This window comes from Pseudomonas syringae KCTC 12500 (assembly GCF_000507185.2).
In the GTDB taxonomy this organism is placed as follows: Bacteria; Pseudomonadota; Gammaproteobacteria; order Pseudomonadales; family Pseudomonadaceae; genus Aquipseudomonas; species Aquipseudomonas syringae.
In genome coordinates, this window is record NZ_AYTM02000002.1 from 5,922,601 (window position 1) to 5,940,853 (window position 18,253).

The following is an 18,253-nucleotide window of genomic DNA, read 5'->3' on the forward strand; positions in this document are numbered from 1 at the left end:
GCTCGATTTAGCCATTTAATTCACAAAATTATAGAATTAACCCCCTGCATCAGCAAGCAGCTTGACGTCCATATTACGGGTCTTGATCAGATCACCCAGCCAAAACATGTTCCCGGTCCAGCCGGCTACCCCGTGCAAACCCATGAGCACGTGCGCGCAGTGCGATCAACAGGCTCAGCAGCAAAAGCATCAACAAGACCCAAGGAAAGGAACCTGCTCCCCAGTGGCCAAGCAACACGCCACCCAGTAACCCTCCGCCTGCGATGGCGCTGTTCCAGACCACGACGTTCATGGAAAGCGCCACATCTGCACCCTCGCCTGCCGAATCGGCGAGCGCGGTTTGCAGCAGCGTGGCGGCACCGCCGAAGGTCAGGCCCCAGATAAAAGCGCCGATGTAAATGGCCGTTGCAGAGCCGGAAAACACGCCGAAGAACACTGACACCGCTGCGAAGGTTGCCAGGCTGGCAAGCACTGTCTTGCGCAGATGGCGATCAACCAACCGTCCCGTAACCCAGATGCCCGCCAGTGCGGCGACCCCGAATGCCAGCAATACCAGGTCCACATTATTCGCCAGCCCCGCCGCGGAAACGAATGGAGCGACGTAGGTGTAAAGCAGGTTATGAGCCAGCATCCAGGTGAAAACCACGCCCAGCACCGAGCGTACGCCGGGCGTGAAAAAGACCTGACGTAACGCCATGCGCTGTGAGGAGGACTTGCCGGGATAGTCCGGCACTTTGACCAGCGCCCAGATGATCAACATCACGGTCATCCCGGACATCAGGCCAAACGCCATGCGCCAGCCCATGAAGCCGCCAAGCCAGGTTCCCAGAGGCACGCCCAGCGACAAGGCAACGGGCGTACCGACCATCGCCACGGCCAATGCGCGGCCTTGCAGTTGCGGGACCACCATGCGCCGTGCATAACCGGCGATGAGGCTCCACGCCAGACCCGCCGAGACGCCTGCGAAAAACCTTGCGATCAGGGTCAGTCCATAATTGGACGACAATGCAGTGACGCTGTTGAACACCAGAAAGCCGATAATCGTCACCAGCAATACCGTTCTGCGCCGCCAGCTTTGCGTGGCGATCGTCAGCGGAATGGCGGCCAGCAATGAACCCAACGCATAAACAGTCACCATCTGCCCTGCAAACGATGCGGACACCTCCAACCCGTCGGCGATCTGCGGCAACAAACCTGCCGGCAAGGTCTCGGTGACGATGCAGATGAACCCCGTCATTGCCAGCGCCAGTAACGCCCCCAGCGGGAGTGTTTCGCCCTGTTTCTCATCCGTAGTCACTGAAATACCCTCACTAATATACTGATCGGTACAAATATAAGCAGGTGGAGTCAGGTGGTCAACGACTTATGTATCGATTAGTATTTAATTAATTCCGAAGGAGACTCGATATGGCACAGCTGGGGCGTCCGCGTACATTTGACCGTGATGTAGCGATCACTCAGGCGCTGCATCTGTTTTGGGAGCACGGCTACGACGCAACCTCCCTCAGCCAGCTCAAGGCAACCATCGGTGGCGGCATCACGGCACCGAGCTTCTACGCAGCGTTTGGCTCTAAACAGGCCCTGTTCAATGAAGTGATGGAGCGTTACCTCGACACCTACGGCCGGGTCACCGACAGCCTGTTCGATACGACCCTGCCGCCCAGAGACGCGATTGAACTCACCCTTCGCCGCTCCGCGAAAATGCAGTGCGAGCCAGGGCATCCCACGGGGTGCCTGGTGGCGTTAGGGCTGATGAGCGCCTGCTCGGACGAGAGCAAAGCCATTTCCGAACCTCTTGCGCGCGCCAGGGATCTGAACCGCACAGGTATCGTGGCCTGTATCCAGCGCGCCGTAGCGGCAGGCGAGTTGCCTGCAACAGTAATACCGGAAACCCTCGCGGCCGTGTTTGACAGTTTTCTTCTGGGTTTGTCTACACTGGCGCGCGACGGTGTCCCACATGACACACTGGACGCCGCAGTGACCCAGGTGATGAGACTGTGGGACAGCCTGGGCAATGGCGCCGACAAACATTGACCCTGAAGCTCAATCTGGAAGAGGTTCGGGAGGCGTCGAGGACGCCAGACTCTTTGCACTGATTTTTTTGGAGAACACCATGCTTCGCGCGTTTGAAAAATGGCTTGACCCCTTCCCGCCTGACGAAGTGCCGCCGCCACCTGACGGCCTGGCACGGTTTCTCTGGGCCTGTACGCGAGGGGCACGCGGTTACATTCTTGCGTTTGCTCTGCTGTGTGCCGGTGTGTCGATTTACGAAGCCTGGCTGTTTTCCTTCCTCGGGCAGGTCGTGGATCTGCTGTCCACCTGGAAGGCTGGCGGCGATACGGCCGCGCAGGAAAGTAGCGTGCTGTGGGGCATCGGCCTGGTATTGCTGAGCAGCATCGTGCTGGTGGCATTGCGCACGATGGTGCAGCACCAGGTATTGGCGATCAACCTGCCCCTGCGGCTGCGTTGGGACTTCCATCGATTGATGTTGCGGCAAAGCCTGTCTTTTTTCTCCGATGAGTTCTCCGGCCGCGTCACCACCAAGGTGATGCAGACAGCGCTGTCAGTGCGCGAGGTGCTGTTCACCATCGTCGAAATCGTCCTCGGTATCGGCGTCTACTTCATCGCGATCATCGCCCTGGCCGGCGGCTTCGACCTGAAACTGATGCTGCCATTCCTTGGCTGGCTGATGCTGTTCGGTCTGGCCATGCTGTACTTCGTGCCACGCTTGGGCAAGGTCGGCCAGGAGCAGGCCAACGCACGCTCATCGATGACCGGACGTGTCTCGGACGCGTACACCAACATCACCACGGTAAAGCTGTTCTCGCACTCCAAGCGTGAAGCGCATTTCGCGCGGGCCGCGATGGAGGACTTCAAGCTCACCGGCCTGGCTCAGATGCGTCTGGTCAGCCAGTTCGAGATCGTCAATCAGGCACTGGTGGTCGCACTGATCATGGGCGCTGGCGGTTACGCCCTGTGGCTGTGGCACCAGGGCCAGGTCGGCACCGGTGCGGTCGCGGCGATCACCGCTATGGCGTTGCGCATCAACGGTATGTCGCACTGGATCATGTGGCAGATGACCTCGTTATTCGAGAACATCGGCACCGTTCAGGACGGCATGGAAACCTTGACCCGCGGTCCCAAGGTCGAGGATGCACCAGACGCGAAGGCTCTGGTCACCCGCGGCGGCGCGGTCACCTTCGATAACGTAAGCTTCAATTACAACGGCGAACGCCAGGTGCTCGATGCCCTGAGCCTGAGCATTCGTCCAGGTGAAAAAATCGGCCTGGTGGGTCGCTCCGGCGCCGGCAAATCCACGCTCATCAACCTGCTGCTGCGCTTCTATGACGTGGACAAGGGGTCGATCAGCATTGATGGGCAAGACATTGCGCACGTCACTCAGGACAGCTTGCGCAGTGCCATCGGCATGGTCACGCAGGACACCTCGCTGCTGCACCGCTCCATTCGCGACAACATCGCCTACGGACGCCCCGACGCGACTGATGAGCAAATCCGCAGCGCTGCGGCGAGTGCGCAAGCCGACGGGTTCATCAGCCAACTGAGCGACAAACAAGGCCACAGTGGCTACGACACGCTGGTGGGTGAGCGCGGTATCAAGCTGTCGGGCGGCCAGCGTCAACGCGTCGCCATCGCCCGGGTGATGCTCAAGAACGCCCCGATCCTGCTGCTCGACGAAGCCACCAGTGCGCTGGACTCGGAAGTCGAAGTGGCGATTCAGGAGAGCCTCGATGAAATGATGCAAGGCAAGACGGTGATTGCCATCGCCCACCGCCTGTCCACGATTGCCGCCATGGACCGGCTGATTGTCATGGACGACGGCCGCATCATCGAACAAGGCACCCACGCCGAACTGCTGGGCAAAAACGGAACCTATGCGCGGCTATGGCAGCACCAGAGCGGCGGGTTTCTCGGTGAGGATCAGGGTGTGGCCGAGGACATGGGATAGGCATCAACAACAAAATAAACAAATGTGCTTTCAGTAAAAATACAATTATTCTTTGCCCATGATCAAAGAACTGAAAACATTTATCGCCGTGGCAAGAGAAGGCACTTTCGCTGCGGCGGGCAGCAAGATCGGGCTGACCCAGGCCGCTGTCAGTGCGCAGATGCAGCGCCTTGAAGCTGAACTGGGCGTCGAATTGTTCGACCGAAAAGGACGTTCAGCCCAGCTCAACCGCATGGGGCAGCAAGTGTTGCTACAAGGTCAGGATCTGGTGCGCCAGTTCAGCAGCCTGGGCACTACTACGGTCGGGTTGCCCGCCAGCGTGCTGGTGACCATCGGCGCAATAGCCTCTGTGCAACGCTCCTTTCTGCCGGAAGCGCTCGCTCGGTTTCATCAGCAATTCCCCGCGTGCAGGACGCGTGTCATCCCCGGCCTGTCCATGGACCTGGTCAATCAGGTGGACGCTGGCGAAATTGACATGGCAGCGATCATCCGCCCGCCCTTCTCACTGCAAAGCGACCTGCGCTGGACGACACTGGTCCGTGAGCCCTATCGCCTTATCGTGCCTGCCGACATGCCAGGGGATGACTGGGCCGAGCTGGTTTCGGCTCATCCATTCATTCGTTACGATCGATCGTCGTTTGGTGGCCGTCAGGTCGACCGGTTCCTGCGCCAGACCCATGTCTCGCTGCGCGAAGTCTGCGAGCTCGATGAACTGGATGCGATCATCAAACTGGTCGCCAACGGCGTCGGCGTAGCCTTGGTTCCGGAAACGGCAACCCTGCAGACATGGCACGCCGGTGTGCGCTCTATCGACTTGAAAGCGCATACGTTCCATCGCGATATCGGCCTGGTACATCGTGCTCGCCGCAGCCTGACCGAACCGGTGAGCACGCTGGTGCAACTGATTAATGACCATGTGCTGACTGGTTAGCGTTACGCCCACTCAAGCAAGCCTGGCGCGACGTGGTGCGCGCCAGGCCTTTTACTATTTTGCGAACAGCTGACTCATGTCCTTGAAGGCCTTGAACTCAAGCGCATTACCGCAGGGATCGAAAAGAAACATGGTGGCCTGTTCACCCACCTGCCCCTTGAAACGAATATAGGGTTCGATGACGAACTCGGTACCGAAGGATTTCAAGCGTTCGGCCAAGGCCTCCCACTGGGCCCATTCCAGAATGATCCCGAAATGCGGAACCGGCACGTCGTGACCGTCTACAGGGTTGCTGTGCACGCTCTCTTGAGAGGCGGTTTTCGGGTGTTCATGAATCACCAACTGGTGCCCGTAGAAATCGAAGTCGACCCACTGATCGCTGGAGCGCCCTTCGGAAAGACCGAACACTTCACCGTAGAAGGCACGTGTCGTGGCCAGGTCATAAACCGGGATTGCAAGGTGGAAAGGAGAAAGACTCATCAGGACTCCGATTGCAGCTCTTGGTGGCGGGTGAAGCCGGACGACGCGCTCGCTGCCCGGCGACTTCTTCAAGGTCCACTCATGCTAAAGCCGGTCGACGCCAATAAAAATCAATATATATTTTAAAAATGCACAAATTATTTTTGTGATAGCTGCCAGTCTCAAACACCCGGCCATCTCACGAGTGCAGACCAATCCAGCCGTCGATCCCGACATAGGTCCCGACACAAATAATCAGGACGCTGGACAGGTAAGGTGCGCGTCGAGCGGCTGCACTGAGCCAGGGAAAACGATTCGAGGCTTTTCGCGCACCGATGGCGGCGGCAGCGCCAACAGTGACCAGCGTAATGGCGAGCCCCAGGCTGAAACAGATCACCATCATCGCGCCCAGGGTGACCTGCTGCACCTGCAGACACAGCAGCAGCACGGTGATGGCCGCCGGGCAAGGGATAAGGCCTCCGGTCAAGCCGAACATCAGGATCTGGCCATTGCTGACCTCGCGATGGGTGAAGCGCTTGCGGATATCGTCAGCATGGGCCTTTTCATGGGCATCCTGATAGCCCTCGGCGCTCAGGTTCAAGCCTTCCAGATCGCTGTGGTCATGGCTGTGACCGTGCTCATGCTCATGCTCATGCTCATGCTCATGCTCATGCTCATGCTCATGCTCACGGGAGTCCACGTCGTGCTCATGGCCATGGCCTGCATGCCCGTGACTCAGCCGGGCACTTTCGAACTTATACAGCTGCTCGCCACGCCAGGTGCGCCACAGCATCCACAATGCAATGGCGATGATCACGGCAGACGACGCGAGCTGAAAGTAAGGCTCCGTGGTTTCAGCGTCCAGCCCCTGCCCCAGATACATGCCGCCGATGGCCACCAGCCAGACAACGGCGGTGTGCGAAACGGTAGCTGCGACGCCAAGCATCACAGCCTGTTTCACCGAGCCACGAATGGCCACAATGAACGCCGCCATCATGGTTTTCGAATGCCCGGGTTCCAGCCCGTGCAACGCGCCCAGCAAAATGGCACTGGGGAAATACAGCCAGGCATGCGAACCACCTTGCTGCAACAACTCAACGAAGTTGGGCATGCGAGACCTAAAGGTATTTGGTGATTTGCTTGAAGGCTTCCAGCGGTGCCCGCTCGCCCCTGGCGAGTGAACCGAGTGTGTCTTCGAGGCAGTGATCGATATGATCCTGAATCAACGTGCGCTTGGCCTGGCACACCGCTTTTTCGACTGCGTGCAGCTGCTGGGCGATGTCCACGCACTCGCGCCCTTCTTCGATCATGGTGATGATGCCGCGCAAATGACCGTCGGCCCGTTTCAGGCGCTTGATGACAGCTTCGTGGGACTGGTGCGTATGGCCGTGGGGATGGTCGTGTTCACTCATGGATCGAGCTCCAGTCTGGGTGATTCAGACCGGCACTCTATCCCCCCAGGGGGGATACAGTCAAAGCCTATGCGATATACATTTACTAAGGCTCTTTTTTGCGCAGGCAGATTCCCCGAAAACTTACTAGACGACTGGTCGGTTTACGTTTAGGATGCTTGGCATTATGAAGAAACCAGCCCAGGACATGCGACAGCACATCATTGATGTGGCCCGCTCGCTCATGACGAACAAAGGCTATACCGCCGTTGGCCTCGCCGAGGTATTAAGCACGGCTGGGGTACCCAAAGGCTCGTTCTATTACTATTTCAAATCGAAGGAAGAATTCGGTCAGGCGCTGCTGGAAGAGTATTTTTCCGAGTACCTGGGCCGAGTCGACGCCCTCATGGCACGTCCGGGAAGTGGTGCCGAGCGGTTAATGGCCTACTTCAACTATTGGATAGAAACCCAGGGCACCGACCTTCCCGAAGGCAAGTGTCTGGTCGTCAAGCTGGGGGCGGAAGTCTGCGATCTGTCTGAAGACATGCGTGGTGTGCTCGAGGTCGGCACAGCAAACATCATTAAACGCCTGACTGCCTGTGTAGACATGGGCGTCGCCGATGACAGTATTCATCCCGAGGGCGATCATGAAGGATTCGCAGAGTCCCTGTATCAGCTATGGCTTGGCGCTTCCCTTCTGGCGAAGGTGAACAGGTCCACCGAACCTTTCGAGAAAGCACTGACCATGACCAAGCGCCTGCTGCGGTAGCAGGCATTTTTTTTAGTCTTTTAAGTAGACGACTGGTCTACTATGTGGAGTATTTGATGAATGACACCCATAACACTACCGACCTGTTTTCACCCGTCACCATGGGCTCTATGGAGCTGGCGAACCGTATCGTGATGGCACCGGTAACACGCAGCCGCTATGGCGAGGATGGTGTTCCCAATGAACTGCACGCAACCTACTACGCGCAACGCGCTACGGCAGGGCTGATCGTCGCCGAGGCGACAAACATTTCCGCTCAGGGTCGAGGCTATGCCGCAACCCCGGGGATCTGGAGTGATCAACAAGTCGCAGGCTGGCGGGCAGTGACCGACGCTGTGCATGCAGCAGGAGGCAAGATTGTCAGCCAGCTATGGCATGTGGGGCGATTCTCCAGTGTCGACCTGCAACCCAATGGCGAGGCACCGGTAGCCCCGTCCGCCATCAAGGCCGAGGGCAATACCTACACCGTCGACGGTTTTGTACCAGTCTCCATGCCGCGCGCACTGGAAACCGGCGAAATCCCCGACATCATCGAGCAATACAAACACGCCGCAGAGAACGCCAAAAGGGCCGGTTTTGATGGCGTTGAAGTCCATTCGGCCAACAGCTACCTGCTGGACCAGTTTCTGCGCGACTCGACCAATCAGCGCACCGACCAGTATGGCGGCTCGATAGAAAACCGCGCCCGCCTGACGCTGGAAGTCACCCAGGCCATCGTGGATATCTGGGGCAGTGACCGCGTGGGTATTCGCTTGTCTCCGGTAACGCCCGATGCCGGGAATACCCGGCCCGACAGCAACGTCATGGGCCTTCATGGCTACCTGATCCAGCAACTGAACACATTCAATCTGGCCTATCTGCACTTTGTCGAAGGCGCCACTGCCACCTCCCGTGAAGTGCCGGAAGGTGTCGACATGGATGCGCTGAGCAAACAGTTCAACGGTCCGTTCATTGGCAATAACAACTATGACCTGGAGATGGCGATCGAGCGCCGGGCGCAGGGCAAGATCGACGCGGTGGCTTTCGGTCGCTTGTTCATATCCAACCCCGATCTCGTCGCCCGTCTGCGCCATGGTGCCGAGCTGACCATTGCACCGCGAGAGTCGTACTACGGCGGCGGTGCTAAAGGCTATATCGACTGGCCAATGGGTAATTACTAAGCCAGAGCCGGCCTCCTCCCGTCATCAACTCCCGGATGCCGGAAATACCGCGATAAAGGAAAAACACGACATGAATTATCTCGACAAAAAAACAGTAATCGTCACCGGCGCAGCAACAGCCAAAGCGCTTAACGAGATGGCCATTGAGCCTGAAGATATCAGCCGCGCAGTGGTCAGTTCCTAATCCAGGAGTAAAACCCATGAGCAATAACATCAAAGCCGTCCCGACCAACGACTACAACGCAGTTATCGCAACGGCCAGCAAGTACGTAGAAGGCTTGCGTACAGGCAGCGTTGCCACTATCGAGGAAGCATTCCACAAAGATGCAGTGATGTATGGGTTCACCAATGGTCAACTGCTGGGTGGACCGATCAGCAACCTGTACACCTTCGTCGAAACCAATGGTACCGCTCCAGACATAACGACGCGTCTGGACGTTCTTGCCATTACGCCCACCACGGCAGTGGTCCGGGTCGATATGGAAAAGGATGCCATTGGTGCGGACTACAACGACTACCTGACGCTGATCAAAATCGACGACAGCTGGAAAGTGATTGCCAAGGTCTACCATCAATTTGAAGGCTAACACGGCTGAATGCGCCGATAGTGCTGAGCGTCGGCGCACGACCCACCAGAGGAAGATTTCATGTCAAAAGTTTTTGTCATCGGTGCAGCCGGAAAGGTCGGCCAGCGCCTTCTGAAAAACCTTGGCGGCGGCGGTCATGAAGTGATCGCACTGCACCGAAAAGAAGAACAGTCGGCGGCAATCAAAGCGACTGGCGCCATACCATTGCTCGGCAACCTCACCGAGCTGGACGCTTCTCGTTTGTCCGCTGTGATGACAGGCAGCGATGTCGTGGTTTTCACCGCTGGGGCTGGCGGCGCAGGCATTGAGCTGACCAACGCCATTGATGGCAAGGGCCTGGAAACCGCTGTTGAGGCCGCCGTGCTTGCCGGAGTCAGTCGCTTCCTGCTGGTGTCGGCATTTCCTGAAGCTGCACGCGGTACAGACACCTCCGCTGGATTCGAGAATTACATGCGGGTGAAAAAACAAGCCGATGTGTATCTGGCCTCTTCCGCACTGGACTGGGTGATTCTAAGGCCAGGCACCCTGGTCGACAGCGCGGGTACCGGTGAGGTCAGCGCAGGTCCGGCTGTCGCGTATGGCGAAATACCGCGCGATGACGTAGCCGCTTTCCTGGCTGCACTGGTCGACCGAATCGAGATATCCCGGCAGATCATCGAACTGACCCAGGGCGCAACGCCTGTCGACGTGGCGTTACGCACGCTCAGCCGGCGCTGATGCTTGTCAGCAACGCCTACACCAACTCACTGTCCTTGATATTGGCAATCGGCCCGAGAATGGCTGGATCGAAGTCGCGGAGTGCCGCGCCCTGACGCAACAACTCTGGCAGGTCCGGGTTGGCCAGTGCCCCCTTGCCCACCGCGATGATGTCGGCACCGTCGCGAAGCACCTGTTCGGCTTTTTGCGGATCGTGCAGGCCACCATTGGCGATCAGCGTGACATCCGGCGCGTAGCGACGGGCCAGTTCGACCAGGCTGGCTTGACCCTGGGCAAACGCCGGCTGCCATGCTTCGTGTTCGGTCACATGGATGTAATCGACTCCGGCATCGGCCAGCGCAGCGAAAATGATTTCGGCATCGCGTTCGCCCCCCGCCCATTTGTGCTGAAAGTCGTTGACCTTGCCTTGTGAGAGACGCACGCCCACCGGTGCCTGCCCGGCGACTTTTTTCACTGCGGCGATGACCTCGAGCGTCAGTCGCAGACGCTGTCCGACCTCACCGCCCCATTGATCGGTGCGTTGATTGCTGTAATCGGTCAAAAACTGATCCAGCAGGTAGCCGTTCGCACCATGTATCTCGACACCGTCAAAGCCTGCAGTGCCGATAGCCAGTTGCGCCGCGTGGGCGAACCCTTCAATGGCCTCGGCAATATCCTTGTCACTCATCGCCCGCGGAATCCGGTAGCTGCCCGCGCCGTAATAGAACGCCATCTGTTCGCCCTTGGGACGAATGGCCGAAGGACCCACCGACTCGCTGACGAAGCGATTAGCCTGACTGAGCGCACCGGCGTGCATGAGCTGCGCAATCATGATACTGCCATGGCGGTGCACAGCATCGGTCGTGGCACGCCAGGCCTGAGCTTGCTCGTCATCGGTGAGCCCGGGCTGGAAGCGGTAGCCTTGGGAAGAACTGCGATCGGTGTAGTTGCCCTCGGTGATGATCAGGCCAAAACCGCCCTTGGCGAACCGCTCGTAGTAGCGCGCCATGGTCTGCGTTGCACTGCCCTGCTCGTCCGCGCTCACACGTGTCATGGGCGCCACCGCAAACCTGTTCTTCAGTTTCAGATGACCTCTATCGAACGGAGCTGTAACGTGTTTGTTTGTCTCGCTCATACTTCAAATCCTCACTGTGCAGACCGGCTGCGAATTGCCCGCAGTCATTGACAGAACCTGCAGCAACGTTAAGGGCTGGCGCAGCCCATTGGAACCCGGCCGTGCAGATAAGGCGCTTTAACGAAAATGGATAGAATCCGTGCAAATATCTGATATAGAGGTGTTCGCCGCCATTGCCTCCAGCAGGAGCCTGTCGGAAGCGGCGCGTCGACTCGGGTTGTCGCCGATGGCAATCTCCAGACGTCTGGCTGCGCTGGAAAACGACCTGGGCGTCAGGCTGGTTCACCGCACCACCCGCTCGGTATCACTGACGCCGGAAGGCGAAGTGTTTCTGCCGCATGCCAAAACCATGCTCCACGCCAGCGAAACCGCCCGTGCAACGCTGAAAGCCGATGCGGGTACGGCCAGTGGCGTATTGCGGGTCACTGCCCCCAGCGTGTTTGGTCAGACCGTCATCATGCCGCTGCTGCCTGCGTTGATGCAGGAAAATCCGGCACTGAGTATCGACCTGACGCTGTCGGACAGCATCGTGGACATCGCCGGGCTGGGCATCGATGTCGCCATTCGGATCGCCACGATACGTGACTCCGCGCTGGTGGCCAGATCGCTGGCGCCCAACCCCCGAGTCGTGTGTGCAAGCCCCGACTACCTGGCACGGCACGGCCAGCCATCAATCCTTGACGAACTTCGTCAACACCCGTGCATAACCTTGCATGCGATGCCTTACTGGCCGTTCATCAGAGAAGGCGAGCCGGTGGCCATTCGCGCTCAGGGGGCGTTCTCGGCCAACAGCGTCGAAGCGGTGCGCACGGCGTGCAAACAGGGCCTGGGGCTGGCGATGCTGACCTATTGGGATGTTCAGCAGGAAATCCGTGAAGGCAGCCTTCTGCAGATAACCTTCGAGGACGTTATCCCCGAGCAGTTGTCTGTCACGGCGGTATTGCCAACCCGACAGCGCGTCCCTCACCGGGTACGCTTGTTCGTCGATCGCCTCGAAGCAGAGCTTGAGAGCAAGGCAGTTGCAGGCGGTGCCACGCTGTAGACAAACGAACCGGCCTCTCGCCGGTTCGCGCTCCATCCGCGGCAATCAGATCATAGCCATCAAGGCTTCCAGCTTCCGCCTTCGACGATGACCGCATTGGGGTCTGTGCCCTCGGCCAGCTCTGGGCGTACATACTGATCATAGAGCTTGAGCAGGTATTTCTCTTCGCCCAGCCTGGCCAGTTCGGTGTTCACCCAGTCGCGCAGTTCGATATTGCCTTTTTTGACGGCAGGAGCGATTGGCGCTTCGTCACCGAGTTTCTGCTCCAGCACGCGATAGCCGGGGTTTTTCTTCGCCCAGCTGAACAGCACCAGATTGTCCTGCGCATAGGCATCACCGCGACCATTGGCCAGCGCTTGCAGCGACTCGGAGTTTTTCTCGAACTTCAGCACTTTCCAGTCAGGATGATTTTTCGTCAGCCAGAGATCAGCCGTGGTGCCGATGGTGACGATGGTGGTCTTGCTCGCCAGATCGTCCAGCGTCTTGACCGGACTGGCTTGCGGCACCAGCGCCTGAACTGCAACACGCAGATTCGGGTTGGTGAAATCCACTGCCTCTCGACGTTCCGGCGTAACCGTCATGTTGGCCAGAATCAAATCTACCTTGTCGCTCTGCAGAAACGGTATGCGGCTGGCAGGTTCGACTACTACGAACTCGATCTTCTTCTCGTCGCCCAACAGGTCCTTGGCGAAACGCTTGCCCAGGTCAGTGTCGAAACCGACGTACTGGCCCTGCTCGTTGACGAAGCCAAAAGGCGGTTTATCGCTGAACACGCCGACAATCAGCTTGTCGCGAGCCTTGATGGTTTCCAGGTAACTGCTGGACGGTGAAGGGGCAGCCTTGGCCACGGGCTTCTGCTCGGCAGGCTTGTCGCAACCCGCCATCAGGGTGAAGGCAATCAACGGTAATACGAGGGCAGTTTTGAAGCTCACGATGCTTTCCTTTTTGGCATGTTTTCCACGTAGGAGAACCTCTCCAGGAACTGCTGCGCGCGTGCGGTCTGCGGGGCGCTGAAGAAAGTTTCGGGGTCGTTCTGTTCCGCGATTCGGCCGCGGTCCATGAACAGGATTCGGTCGGCCACCGCGCGCGCGAAGGCCATTTCGTGGGTGACGATGAGCATGGTCATCCCGCCCTGGGCGAGGTCGAGGATCACTTCCAGTACTTCCTTGACCATTTCCGGATCAAGGGCTGCGGTCACCTCATCGAACAGCATGACTTTGGGGTTCATGCACAGCGCACGCACGATAGCGATACGCTGCTGCTGGCCGCCGGACAGCTCGCGCGGATAGGCATCACGTTTTTCCGTCAGGCCCACCCGCTGCAGTAATGCCTCGGCCTGCTGACGAGCCTCGGCTGCACTACGTTTTTGCACGCGCAACGGGCCGAGCAGAATATTGTCGAGTACGGTCATGTGCGGAAACAGGTGATAGCTCTGAAAGACCATGCCGATTTGCTGCATGACCAGCCGCCAGTCGGCGTTGGCGGGCAGCGCCTTGCCGGCAAAGCGCAGGCTGCCGGCATGACCGAGTTCGAGGCCGTTGAGGCAGCGCAGCAATGTGCTCTTGCCGCACCCGCTGGGGCCAAGAATCACCACGACTTCGCCCTCTTTCACGCTCAGGTCGATGTCTCGGAGCACCGGAGTGTCACCGAAGTTTTTGCTGAAACCGGACAGTTCGATCAATGTGCTCATGCGTGATTCCAGCGCCGTTCAAGCACACGCGAGGCGGCCGACAGCGGATAACAAACGATAAAAAAGAATAGAAACAGGAAGCCGTAGATCAGCACCGATTCGTACGTGCGCTCGATGATCTGCTGGCCGACCTTGGTCACGTCCACGACTCCGATCAGGACGGCTAGCGAGCTGGTCTTGATGAGCCGCGTATAGACATTGATCACCGGCGGCGTCAGCCGCTTGAGTGCCTGTGGCAGCAGCACGCGACCATACAACTGGCCCAGACCAAGACCGATTGCCAAGCCTGCTTCGCGTTGCCCGCGTGGAATCGAACGCAGCCCGCCGCGCACTACCTCACCGACCTCGCTGGCCCCCCACAAAGAAAGCACCAGGACCGCGCACCAGAACGCCGGAATGCTCAGGCCAAGGAAAATCGGTAACCCAAAGAAGAACAAGTACAGCCAGACCAGTACCGGAATCGCCCGGAACAGCTCCAGATAGATCCGCAACGGCACCTCCAGCCAGCGTTTGCCAAGGCTGCGCAGCACGCCGTAACACAGGCCGCCAAGACTGCTGAAGACGATTGCCAACAGTGAAATCCCTAATGTGCGCCCTGCCCCCGTGATCAACTGCGGCGCAGACACCCACAACAACTCAAGACCCGAACTGGCCATGCTGGAGCCTCCTTTCCAGAAGACTGAGTAACAAAGACAGCGGCAGGAACAGCAACACGCACAGGCCGGTCATCACCGCGAGCATCTCGTAGGTTTTGTAATACAGGGCAATGTAGCTTTTGGTGGTGTAGAGAATTTCCGGCACCGCGACAGCCGAGACCACGGTGGTTTCCTTGAGCAGAAAGACGAAATTGGCGAACAGTGCCGGCAGGCTGAGGATGCCCGCCTGCGGCAGAATCACGTGGCGCAGTAACTGCCAGCGGGACAGTCCGATGGACAACCCCGACTCGATCTGAGCCTTGGGCACGGCCTCTATGCCAGCGCGCAGAATCTCGGTCAGGTAAGCACCGCCGAGAAAGGTCATCGCAATCACTGCCGACGCGAAACCCGACACGCGAATCCCCAGCGTCGGCAAGGCAAAATAGATGAAGAACAGTTGAATCAGCAATGGCGTGTTGCGTGCCAGCTCAACATAAATCGGCACCAGACGGTGCAGGACCGGCACCTTGAACGTGGCAATCGCAGCGTTAACGACCGCTACAGTAAGCGAGGTCAGGATTGCAATCAGCCCCACCTGAAGGGTGACACCAACGGCTTTGAGGAAGGCAGGCAAGGTGGAAATGGCAAATGCGTAATCGAAGGTCATTGCTGGCCATCCACATCGAGGTACATGTACAGAAAACACATCAGGCGGGGCCTTGAACTTATGTATTGATATATAGCTTAAACTTCTGTTTTTTATAAATTTAATATCTTTTTAGCATAAGCATAGAGCGCGAAAAATCACACACGTCTGAATTGTCATCTGACTGCGTCAGAAAAGTCTGAATACAGCTGGAAGCACTTCCTGCTCCCTATGCAATGACCTATCCAGAGCGGATGGGCTGCACAGTGGCAAAGACAGAAAGCCCCTCAAATCGAGGGCTTTTTCGTTTTCGCCAACGCTGTTCGATGCCCGAAACAGCAAGCATTTGCAAAAATACTAATTAAGCATAATAAATCATCTTATAAATCATAAAATCCTATATTAGCTTAGAAGAAAAAAGACTTTTACAGCGTCCCCTCATAAGAATACGGTCTTAAGAAATCAGTGCTGAAGCACTGTGCTCGACTTGAAGAGGACCTTCCATGCGCCGTACACCGCCTTCGACTTTCTCAAATGGATTCGCGACCCGGAGCACAGTGCGATGACTGGGCGCCCTTTCCTCTCGCGCCTGCTGTTCGCCGCCGTCACAGCCATTACCCTGCTCGGCTGCTCACCTTCCGGCCAGGACGGCCAGGCAGCCAAAACCCTCAAGGTGGCGTTCTTCAGAGACAACACCACGCTGGTCAGCCTTGACCCCTTTCAGGTTTACTGGCTGGAGCATCGGGTGGTGCTGCGCAATATTGCAGAGTCCCTGACCGATCAGGACCCGCAGACCGGCAAGATCATTCCCTGGCTGGCGGAGCGCTGGGAAATCAGTGACAACGCGCTGGAGTACACCTTTCACTTGCGCAAGGACGTGACCTTCAGCAACGGCACACGTTTCGACGCTCAAGCGGTGAAGACGGCCTACGACGCGGACAAGTCGTTCGCCGCACAATTGCCAGCCACCTTCGGCGCCACTTACCTCAAAGGTTACGACCACGCAGAGGTGCTGGACGACTTCACCGTCAAACTGGTGCTGGCCCAACCCAATGCAGGCTTTCTGCAAGCCACCTCCACCACCAATCTCGCCATTCTTGCTCCAGAGTCCTACGCGCTCAGCGTCAAGCAGCGCTCGCTGGGTGCAATCATCGGCACCGGGCCATTCGTGCTGGAGCGCTACACCCCTGAAAGTGGTTTGCGCCTGACCAAACGCAAGGGCTATGCCTGGCCATCGGCCAATGCGCAGAACAAGGGCGAGGCGCATCTGGACGCGGTCGAGGTCAGCTACGTGCCGGAAGAAAGCGTACGTAACGGCCAGTTCGTTCAGGGGCAGGTCGATATCCTCTGGCCGCGCAATCCGTTCTCCGAGGTGGACCTCAGCCTGTTCAAGTCCAGGGGCGCGACCATTCAGAGCCGGTCGCTGCCAGGACCGGCCCTGAACCTGTATCCCAATACCCGCGGCAATCGCATCCTCGCCGATCGAAGCGTGCGTCTGGCGTTGCAAAAGGCAATCGACCGCAAGACCTACGCAGCCACCGTTTATAACCCGCAATTCCCGGTGGTCTCCGGCATCTACGACGTCACCACGCCGTTTTATAAAAGCCAGGCCGACAAACTGGCCTACGCCCCTCAAGGTGCAGAGCGCCTGCTCGACGCTGCGGGCTGGCAGAAAAACGCCGACGGCTATCGTTATAAAGAAGGCAAGCGACTGAAGCTGGCCTACAACCTTTCCCCCGCTGAAACCGCTGGTGATGTGCTGATTCAGGATCAACTGCGCAAGGTGGGTATCGAGCTCAAGCTCAACGTGGTGACCACCGCCGAATGGGCTGCGGCCAACGCGGCAGGCAACTATGATCTGACGTCCACCTACATGACCCGCGCCGACCCGATCATCCTGCAGACCATCATCGACCCGCGCAGCGCCAACAGTTCGACACTGGCGACCAACCTTTACGCGCCGGAAACATTGCCCAAAGCCCTTGCGCTGTTCGACGCCGGGCTGACCGCCACGCAAAGCGAACAGCGCGCCCGGGCTTATGGCGAGTTGCAGGACCTGCTGGTCGACGAAGGCTCGGCGTTCCCGGTCTACGAGCGGGTCTGGCAAGCCGCCACAGCGAAAAACGTACGCAATTTCCACTGGACGGCGGAAGGCTTTGCGCTGTTCAACGACATCGAGCTGGCAACGCCATGAGCCGCTATATCCTCAGTCGCATCGCGCAAGCGCTGCTGGTACTTTGGGGTGCCTACAGCGTCACCTATTTCATTCTGTACCTGCTGCCCGGCGACACCCTGTCGATCATGCTCAGCGCCTCGGGTGTCGAAATCGACTCACTTTCAGCGCAGGACCTCGCTCAGGCCAAGCTCTATTACGGGCTGGACCGAGGACTCTTCGAGCAATACGTCGATTTGCTATGGGGAGCCATGCACGGTGACTTCGGCAACTCGCTGACGCTCAATCGCCCGGTGTCGGAGTTGCTGATCGAACGTCTGCCTCAAACCCTGAGCCTCGCGGGGCTTGCCATTGTTCTGTCACTGATCGGCGGGATCGGTCTGGCGTATCTCACAGCCTACGTACGCTGGCAGCCCTTGAAGGTCGCCTTGTCACGACTGCCGTCGCTGGGCTTCTCGGTGCCGGTCTTCTGGATGGGCCTGCTGTTCATTCAACTGTTCGCGTTCACTCTTGGCTGGTTCCCGGCGACCGGCAATCAGGGTTTCTCAAGCCTGATATTGCCAGCCGTCACGCTGGCGATCCCTAGCGCCGCGGTGTACGCCCAGGTCCTGCAACGCGGCTTTCAGGGCGTCTGGAAAGAGCCCTACATCATCACCGCTTATGCCAAGGGCCTGACCCGCGCGCAGGTTCAAGCCCGCCATGCGTTCAAGAACGCTGCCCTGCCGCTGCTGACACTGATCGGCCTGCAGGTTGGCAACACAGTGTCCGGCGCGGTGCTGGTGGAGACCATTTTTGCCCGCTCCGGGGTCGGTCGACTTGCCCAGGAAGCCGTACTGCGTCAGGACATCCCGGTGGTACTGGCCATCGTTGCGGTCTCCGCAGCTGCGTTCGTCGTGGTCAATCTGATCGTTGACCTGCTGTATCCCGCGCTGGATCCGCGCATCGCCCATATGCCAAAGGTCTCCTGAAGAC

Annotated in this window: 19 protein-coding genes; 10 read left to right on the plus strand and 9 right to left on the minus strand. The window is 58.4% G+C overall.

Annotation, left to right across the window (positions count from 1 at the left end; genetic code table 11):
- Window positions 1-91 precede the first annotated feature (91 nt).
- Window positions 92-1,237, minus strand: a complete 1,146-nt coding sequence (locus V476_RS25945; protein WP_080278492.1) for an MFS transporter — start codon at window positions 1,235-1,237, stop codon at window positions 92-94.
- Between the two features lie 170 nt (window positions 1,238-1,407).
- On the opposite strand from V476_RS25945, the gene V476_RS25950 reads away from it, so the two are divergent.
- The 3 genes from V476_RS25950 to V476_RS25960 all read left to right on the plus strand — a co-directional run bounded on the left by V476_RS25950 (window position 1,408) and on the right by V476_RS25960 (window position 4,898).
- Window positions 1,408-2,034, plus strand: coding sequence for a TetR/AcrR family transcriptional regulator (locus V476_RS25950; RefSeq protein WP_024959946.1), 627 nt, complete (start codon window positions 1,408-1,410; stop codon window positions 2,032-2,034).
- A 79-nt stretch (window positions 2,035-2,113) separates the two neighbouring features.
- Window positions 2,114-3,967 carry an ABC transporter ATP-binding protein gene (locus tag V476_RS25955; RefSeq protein ID WP_003417230.1) on the plus strand — a complete coding sequence of 618 codons (1,854 nt, stop codon included), beginning with the start codon at window positions 2,114-2,116 and terminating at the stop codon, window positions 3,965-3,967.
- A 58-nt stretch (window positions 3,968-4,025) separates the two neighbouring features.
- Window positions 4,026-4,898 (plus strand): LysR family transcriptional regulator, encoded by an 873-nt coding sequence (locus V476_RS25960; RefSeq protein WP_003347671.1) that lies wholly within the window; start codon window positions 4,026-4,028, stop codon window positions 4,896-4,898.
- 54 nt (window positions 4,899-4,952) lie between these two features.
- On the opposite strand, the gene V476_RS25965 is transcribed toward V476_RS25960, so the two are convergent.
- The 3 genes from V476_RS25965 to V476_RS25975 form a co-directional block, all read right to left on the minus strand.
- Window positions 4,953-5,378 carry a VOC family protein gene (locus V476_RS25965; RefSeq protein WP_003347668.1) on the minus strand — a complete coding sequence of 142 codons (426 nt, stop codon included), beginning with the start codon at window positions 5,376-5,378 and terminating at the stop codon, window positions 4,953-4,955.
- Between the two features lie 178 nt (window positions 5,379-5,556).
- Window positions 5,557-6,468, minus strand: a complete 912-nt coding sequence (locus V476_RS25970; RefSeq protein WP_024959945.1) for a nickel/cobalt efflux protein RcnA — start codon at window positions 6,466-6,468, stop codon at window positions 5,557-5,559.
- 7 nt (window positions 6,469-6,475) lie between these two features.
- Window positions 6,476-6,769, minus strand: a complete 294-nt coding sequence (locus V476_RS25975; RefSeq protein WP_003318923.1) for a metal-sensing transcriptional repressor — start codon at window positions 6,767-6,769, stop codon at window positions 6,476-6,478.
- A gap of 166 nt (window positions 6,770-6,935) precedes the next feature.
- Between V476_RS25975 and V476_RS25980 the strand changes: the two genes are divergently transcribed.
- The 4 genes from V476_RS25980 to V476_RS25995 all read left to right on the plus strand — a co-directional run bounded on the left by V476_RS25980 (window position 6,936) and on the right by V476_RS25995 (window position 9,981).
- The gene (locus V476_RS25980; RefSeq protein ID WP_004404984.1) at window positions 6,936-7,517 is read left to right on the plus strand and encodes a TetR/AcrR family transcriptional regulator; all 582 of its coding nucleotides are present in this window, start codon (window positions 6,936-6,938) and stop codon (window positions 7,515-7,517) included.
- Between the two features lie 56 nt (window positions 7,518-7,573).
- Window positions 7,574-8,677, plus strand: a complete 1,104-nt coding sequence (locus V476_RS25985; protein ID WP_024959944.1) for an alkene reductase — start codon at window positions 7,574-7,576, stop codon at window positions 8,675-8,677.
- A 200-nt stretch (window positions 8,678-8,877) separates the two neighbouring features.
- Window positions 8,878-9,264 carry a nuclear transport factor 2 family protein gene (locus V476_RS25990; protein WP_004404979.1) on the plus strand — a complete coding sequence of 129 codons (387 nt, stop codon included), beginning with the start codon at window positions 8,878-8,880 and terminating at the stop codon, window positions 9,262-9,264.
- Window positions 9,265-9,324: 60 nt separating this feature from the next.
- On the plus strand, window positions 9,325-9,981 hold the full coding sequence (locus tag V476_RS25995) for an NAD(P)H-binding protein (RefSeq protein WP_024959943.1): 657 nt from the start codon (window positions 9,325-9,327) through the stop codon (window positions 9,979-9,981).
- A gap of 16 nt (window positions 9,982-9,997) precedes the next feature.
- Here the strand turns inward: V476_RS25995 and V476_RS26000 are convergent, their stop codons facing one another.
- Window positions 9,998-11,095, minus strand: coding sequence for an NADH:flavin oxidoreductase (locus tag V476_RS26000; protein ID WP_024959942.1), 1,098 nt, complete (start codon window positions 11,093-11,095; stop codon window positions 9,998-10,000).
- A gap of 139 nt (window positions 11,096-11,234) precedes the next feature.
- On the opposite strand from V476_RS26000, the gene V476_RS26005 reads away from it, so the two are divergent.
- Window positions 11,235-12,137 (plus strand): LysR family transcriptional regulator, encoded by a 903-nt coding sequence (locus V476_RS26005; RefSeq protein WP_024959941.1) that lies wholly within the window; start codon window positions 11,235-11,237, stop codon window positions 12,135-12,137.
- Window positions 12,138-12,196: 59 nt separating this feature from the next.
- Here V476_RS26005 and V476_RS26010 read toward each other — a convergent pair whose 3' ends face one another.
- From V476_RS26010 to V476_RS26025, 4 genes are read right to left on the minus strand one after another with little or no spacing between them, the layout of a single operon-like run.
- Window positions 12,197-13,021, minus strand: a complete 825-nt coding sequence (locus V476_RS26010; RefSeq protein WP_050428327.1) for a transporter substrate-binding domain-containing protein — start codon at window positions 13,019-13,021, stop codon at window positions 12,197-12,199.
- 44 nt (window positions 13,022-13,065) lie between these two features.
- The gene (locus tag V476_RS26015) at window positions 13,066-13,827 is read right to left on the minus strand and encodes an amino acid ABC transporter ATP-binding protein (RefSeq protein ID WP_024959939.1); all 762 of its coding nucleotides are present in this window, start codon (window positions 13,825-13,827) and stop codon (window positions 13,066-13,068) included.
- Window positions 13,824-14,483, minus strand: a complete 660-nt coding sequence (locus V476_RS26020) for an amino acid ABC transporter permease (protein WP_003318929.1) — start codon at window positions 14,481-14,483, stop codon at window positions 13,824-13,826. Before V476_RS26020 ends, V476_RS26015 begins: the two co-directional genes overlap by 4 nt.
- Complete coding sequence (locus V476_RS26025; protein WP_024959938.1) at window positions 14,464-15,129, minus strand: amino acid ABC transporter permease; 666 nt, start codon at window positions 15,127-15,129, stop codon at window positions 14,464-14,466. Before V476_RS26025 ends, V476_RS26020 begins: the two co-directional genes overlap by 20 nt.
- Window positions 15,130-15,670: 541 nt before the next feature.
- Between V476_RS26025 and V476_RS26030 the strand changes: the two genes are divergently transcribed.
- The gene (locus V476_RS26030; RefSeq protein ID WP_024959937.1) at window positions 15,671-17,302 is read left to right on the plus strand and encodes an ABC transporter substrate-binding protein; all 1,632 of its coding nucleotides are present in this window, start codon (window positions 15,671-15,673) and stop codon (window positions 17,300-17,302) included.
- The gene (locus V476_RS26035) at window positions 17,299-18,249 is read left to right on the plus strand and encodes an ABC transporter permease (RefSeq protein WP_003396943.1); all 951 of its coding nucleotides are present in this window, start codon (window positions 17,299-17,301) and stop codon (window positions 18,247-18,249) included. The genes V476_RS26030 and V476_RS26035 overlap by 4 nt, the downstream gene beginning before the upstream one ends.
- The last annotated feature ends 4 nt before the right edge of the window (window positions 18,250-18,253 follow it).